Here is a 3,342-nt window from a genome sequence, read left to right as displayed (position 1 = left end):
TGCATCGCCATCTTCATGCAGCGCACCGCGCCTTCGCCGGATGGAGCAACCATGTCTGCGCCATCGGAGGTTGCGCCATAGCCAACGATTTCTGCATAGATATGCGCGCCACGTGCCAGCGCGTGTTCCAGTTCTTCAACCACAACCATACCGCCGCCGCCTGCGATGATGAAACCATCACGATGCGCGTCATAGGTACGGGAGGCTTTTTCTGGGGTTTCGTTGTATTTGGTGGACAGTGCGCCCATCGCGTCGAACTCACAGGCCATTTCCCAGCCCAGTTCTTCACCGCCGCCAGCAAACACGATGTCCTGTTTGCCCAGTTGAATCTGTTCTACCGCATTACCGATGCAGTGCGCGGAAGTGGCGCAAGCAGAGCTGATAGAGTAGTTCACACCGTGGATTTTGAACGGGGTTGCGAGGCACGCGGAAACCGCAGAACCCATCGCTTTGGTGACCACGTACGGGCCAACCGCTTTCAGGCCGCGCGGGCTGCGCATCGCGTCTGCGCCAAATACCTGCGCACGGGAGGAACCGCCGGAACCGGCAATCAGGCCCACGCGCGGGTTGTTCTGGTAGTCTTCTGCTTTCAGGCCAGCGTCTTCAACCGCCTGCTGCATGGAGAGATAAGCATAGATAGAGGCATCGTTCATGAAACGGACCACTTTACGGTCGATCAGACCCGTGGTGTCCAGTTTGACGTTACCCCAGACGTGGCTACGCATCCCAGAATCTTTGAACTCTTGAGAGAAAGTGATCCCCGAGCGTCCTTCACGCAGAGATGCCAGGACTTCCTGCTGGTTGCTACCGATGCTGGAAACGATGCCCAGGCCAGTAATCACTGCACGTTTCATTCAATACCTCTGTAAGTCATCACTATTTTAAAGTTTCGAGTCGCAAGATAGCGTACACTTGTACGCCGAACAAGTCCGATCAGCAAATTTATGCAGAAATTTGCGCCTGCGGACGCTCATCGTTAAGATCGGCAGACTCCTTGCCGCGCGAGTAACTTACGTGAAACAAAACGCCATACAATCAGCCAACCTCGAATTTAACAGTGAGGGTACACCTGTTTCCCGAGATTTTGACGACGTCTATTTCTCCAACGATAACGGTCTGGAGGAGACCCGCTACGTTTTTCTCGGGGGTAACCAGATAGAGGTACGCTTCCCCCTGCACCCACATCCACTTTTCGTGGTAGCAGAAAGCGGCTTTGGCACCGGTCTCAATTTCCTGACGCTATGGCAAGCTTTTGACGCATTCCGCCGTCAGCATCCTGACGCTACGCTACAAAGATTACATTTTGTCAGTTTTGAAAAATTTCCGCTGAAGGCCGACGATTTGCGTCTGGCGCACCAGCACTGGCCGGAGCTGGCACCCTGGGCCGAGCAGCTTCAGGCGCAGTGGCCGTTGCCGCTGGCGGGATGTCATCGCCTGCTGCTCGATGAAGGGCGCGTGACGCTGGACCTGTGGTTCGGCGATATCAATGAGCTGACCGATAAGCTCGACGACACCTTCAATCAGCAGGTAGACGCCTGGTTCCTCGACGGCTTCGCCCCGGCCAAAAATCCGGATATGTGGACGCCCGCGTTGTTTGCCGCCATGGCTCGTACCGCCCGCCCGGGAGGCACCCTGGCGACCTTTACCTCGGCGGGCTTTGTGCGTCGTGGGCTACAGGAAGCCGGGTTCAGCATGCGCAAGAGCAAAGGTTTTGGCCGTAAGCGCGAAATGCTGGTCGGCGAAATGATGGCCCCTCAGCCCGACGCCACCCGTACGCCGTGGTTTGCGCGTAGCGGTAGCCAGGGACGGGAAGCCGCGATTATCGGCGGCGGCATCGCCAGTGCCCTGCTCTCGCTTGCCCTGCTGCGCCGCGGCTGGTCTGTAACGCTCTACTGCGCCGATGCTGAACCCGCACTAGGCGCATCCGGCAACCGCCAGGGGGCGCTCTATCCATTGTTGAGCGCCCACGACGCGGCGCTGGCGCAGTTCTTCCCCGCTGCCTATCTCTATGCTCGTCGCCTGTACGATACGCTGCCCATCGACTTCGACCATCAATGGTGCGGCGTAACGCAGCTTGGCTGGGATGAAAAAAGCGCGCAGAAGATTGCCCAAATGCTGACGCTGGGCCTGCCCGAAGAGATCGCCCGCGCGGTCACGGCGCAAGAGGCTCGAGCCAGTATCGGCCTGGAGACCGGCTGCGGGGGGATTCAGTACCCGCTGGGCGGTTGGTTATGCCCGGCGCAGCTCACCGCAGGCGTATTTGAACTGGCGCGCCAGCAAGGGTTACAGGCGCACTGGGGGAAAACGCTGACAACCCTCACCCGGCAGGACGATGGCTGGCAGCTGGCATTCAGCGACGGAGAGACAAGCATCGCCCCGTGCGTCGTGCTGGCAAACGGCCACAACATCAATCAGTTCGCGCAAACCGAAGCATTACCGGTATACGCCGTTGGTGGCCAGGTGAGCCATATTCCGACCACCGAAAATCTCTCAAAGCTTGAACAGGTGCTGTGCTACGACGGCTATCTCACGCCGCAGAATCCGAATAATCAGCAGCACTGTATCGGCGCCAGCTATCATCGCGGCCAGCGCGAGATGACCTTCAACGAGGACGATCAGCAGCATAACCGCCAGCGCCTGCTGGACTGTTTCCCACAGCAGACGTGGCCGCAGGAGGTTGATGTCAGCGCTAACGATGCCCGCTGCGGCGTGCGCTGCGCCACGCGCGATCATCTGCCGATGGTCGGAAACGTGCCGGATTATGCCGCCACGCTTGCCGAATACGCCACGCTGAACGAAAGTCCAGAGACGGCAAGTGCCGCGCCAATCTATCCCGAGCTGTTTATGCTTGGCGGCCTTGGGTCGCGAGGGCTATGCTCTGCGCCGTTAACTGCAGAAGTGCTGGCGGCGCAGATGAGCAATGAACCGCTGCCGTTGGACGCGCAAACGCTGGCAGGCCTGAATCCAAATCGTTTGTGGGTTCGAAAACTGCTGAAGGGAAAGGCGGTGAAGTAAGTGAGGAGATTTGCCCGGCAGCGATACCGGGCAAATTGGCTTAGCGGGAAGCCTGCTGGTAAAGGCTGTCCCACATCTCCTTGACCAACGCCTGGTCGCGCGGCGACAGTTCGCCCGCGCCAATGGCCGTTTCCAGACTCTGGGTCACGTTGCGATACAGCGCTTCTGCCGAGTGCGCTTCGCTTTCATCCAGCTCGGCAACCGCCAGCGTCAGGTGACCACGCAGATAACCGCTGGCAAACAGCTCATCATCACTGGCGTGTTCCACCATTTCATCAATTAACGCCAGAATGCGTGCTTCAAACTCCGCGATCATCTTCTTTCCTC

General features: G+C 58.6%; 3 protein-coding genes. 1 reads left to right on the top strand and 2 read right to left on the bottom strand.

Annotated features, from left to right (window positions below; all coding sequences use genetic code 11):
* On the bottom strand, positions 1 to 854 hold an 854-nt coding region (locus ACW14G_RS22685), incomplete at its 3' end, for a beta-ketoacyl synthase N-terminal-like domain-containing protein (protein ID WP_455648841.1).
* 160 nt (positions 855 to 1,014) lie between these two features.
* Between ACW14G_RS22685 and mnmC the strand changes: the two genes are divergently transcribed.
* Complete coding sequence (gene mnmC / locus ACW14G_RS22680) at positions 1,015 to 3,015, top strand: bifunctional tRNA (5-methylaminomethyl-2-thiouridine)(34)-methyltransferase MnmD/FAD-dependent 5-carboxymethylaminomethyl-2-thiouridine(34) oxidoreductase MnmC (RefSeq protein ID WP_249022956.1); 2,001 nt, start codon at positions 1,015 to 1,017, stop codon at positions 3,013 to 3,015.
* Positions 3,016 to 3,055: 40 nt separating this feature from the next.
* Here mnmC and ACW14G_RS22675 read toward each other — a convergent pair whose 3' ends face one another.
* Positions 3,056 to 3,331: a YfcL family protein gene (locus tag ACW14G_RS22675; RefSeq protein ID WP_064543784.1), complete on the bottom strand. Its 276-nt coding sequence runs from the start codon at positions 3,329 to 3,331 to the stop codon at positions 3,056 to 3,058.
* Positions 3,332 to 3,342 lie beyond the last annotated feature (11 nt).

Source organism: Kluyvera sp. (assembly GCF_965301105.1).
This window is presented reverse-complemented; position numbering and strand designations above follow the sequence as displayed.